1 pseudogene is annotated in these 285 nt (G+C 38.6%); it reads left to right on the top strand.

What is annotated here, in order from left to right:
• Nucleotides 1-285: pseudogene (locus EWU23_RS14470) on the top strand (hypothetical protein); the annotation flags it as partial.

Raw genomic sequence — 285 nt, 5'->3', positions numbered from 1 at the left:
ACCCACCTTTAGTTAGTGAGGATTTATTTCATCGTGCCAATGCGGTGTTAGATGGTCGTAGAAAGAACTGGGATTTTGAGAGTGATAAGACTGACTTATACCCTTTAAAACCATTCATGAAATGTCATATTCATCCACATCGTTCATTAACTGCTGCACCTTCAAAAGGTCGTAAAGGAAACCTATACCACTACTACTTCTGTACCCTTTGTAAAGGAGCTGAAAGACATCCCGTTGATAAAGTACACCAACAGGTTGAAGACCTTTTAAAATCAATCCAAATCT

It is taken from the genome of Aquirufa beregesia (assembly GCF_011090385.1).
Classification (GTDB): Bacteria; Bacteroidota; Bacteroidia; order Cytophagales; family Spirosomataceae; genus Aquirufa; species Aquirufa beregesia.
The sequence above is the reverse complement of the archived record's forward strand: the minus strand, read 5'-3'. Positions and strand labels throughout refer to the sequence as shown.